The following is a 1615-nucleotide window of genomic DNA, read 5'->3' as shown; positions in this document are numbered from 1 at the left end:
TCACTCCTCCTACAATAGAATTATGGATTGGAAACGGATAGCTACCGTTCCTATCCACCTTGTTGTCTAAGCTGGTAAAATAGTGAGGTAATGGTTAGACGGCTCACTCCTAGGACTTACACGTCCGTTAGAAAGTCTGTCTGCCACCCTCTCATTCCCAGCTGTTCGATTTATGCAGGTTGGGCTATCTTCCTAGATGCGTCCGTGTCAACCCACAGGAGATTGAATCGGCAATGAGGAGTATGGTAAACCATTGCGATTCTATCTTAAGGAGCGATGCACATGTACGCAGTAGGAATTGATGTCTCAAAAGGCAGAAGCACGGTGGCCGTGTTAGAGCCTCTGGGAAAGACAGTAGCCAAACCTTTTGAGGTACGTCACACCAAGAGCGGCATGAACGACCTCGTAAACTATTTAAATACTTTCGACGGCGAATGCCGCATTGTCTTGGAACACACAGGCCGCTACTACGAACCAATGGTACGCTGGCTTTCTGGTGCCGGATTGTTCGTCAGCGCCGTGAATCCTAAGCTAATCAGGGATTTCGACAACAACTCCTTGCGCCGTGTCAAAACCGACAAGGCAGATGCTAAGAAGATTGGTCGCTTCGCCCTTGACAAATGGTATATGCTGCGTCAATATACAGCTATGGATAATATACGTACACAGCTTAAAACCATGAACCGTCAGATGAGCTTCTACCAGAAGCAGCAGACGGCTTACAAAAATAACCTTATAGCCCTGATGGATGAAACCTATCCAGGAGCCAATAAATTCTTTACCAGCCCCAAGCGGCCTGATGGCAGCGAGAAATGGGTAGACTTCATTGAAAAATTTTGGCATGTGGATTGTGTCTGTAACATCAGCCTTAAATCCTTTACGGAAAAATATCAGAAATGGTGTAAAAAGCACGGCTATATATTTCAGCCTGACAAACCTGTTGAAATATACAATGCCTCAAAAGAGTTGATTCCCATTCTAGCCAAGGACGACATGACTAAGTTGTTTGTCCAACAGGCTGTAACACAGCTCAATGCCATTTCAAAAGCTGTAGAGGAACTTCGTCAGCAGATGGATAGCTTAGCTTCCCAACTGCCGGAATACCCTGCTGTGATGTCCATGTTCGGCGTAGGAACTACACTTGGCCCACAGCTCATTGCCGAGATTGGCGATGTGCATAAATTCACCAAGCGCAGTCAGCTGACAGCCTTTGCAGGTGTAGATCCCGGAGTTAATGAATCTGGTGATTATGCCCAAAAGAGCGTTCATACCACCAAACATGGGTCTCCATATCTGAGGAAAACGTTATTCCTTATAATGAATGTACTGATCCAAAATCAACCAGAGGATGACCCGGTATACAGATTCATGGCGAAAAAACGTGATGAGGGCAAGCCCTACTACGTTTATATGACCGCCGGAGCTAATAAGTTCTTGCGAATCTACTTTGGTAAAGTCAAGGAATACTTAAGCAACTTACCTTTAGAAGAATAATTATTTCAGAAAATTCTTTATAGGTTGACGCATTGCGGCAGCCTTTTTGTTGTGCCATAAAATCACTTCATAGAAATTTACTCCATTTTGAAATTTATGCTTGACTTTTTATTTGCAGGCT

General features: G+C 44.3%; 1 protein-coding gene. It reads left to right on the top strand.

Annotation, left to right across the window (positions count from 1 at the left end):
* The first annotated feature begins 282 nt into the window (after positions 1 to 282).
* The gene (locus tag FZ041_RS14285; RefSeq protein WP_187626400.1) at positions 283 to 1494 is read left to right on the top strand and encodes an IS110 family RNA-guided transposase; all 1212 of its coding nucleotides are present in this window, start codon (positions 283 to 285) and stop codon (positions 1492 to 1494) included.
* The last annotated feature ends 121 nt before the right edge of the window (positions 1495 to 1615 follow it).

Origin of the sequence: Pseudoselenomonas caprae (genome assembly GCF_008271345.1) — a bacterium.
GTDB lineage: Bacteria > Bacillota > Negativicutes > Selenomonadales > Selenomonadaceae > Selenomonas_A > Selenomonas_A caprae.
This window is presented reverse-complemented; position numbering and strand designations above follow the sequence as displayed.

What these genes read in the sequence shown, in the direction of transcription:
- FZ041_RS14285 (WP_187626400.1), top strand. Translation starts at nt 283, where the DNA reads ATGTACGCAGTAGGAATTGATGTCTCAAAAGGCAGAAGCACGGTGGCC.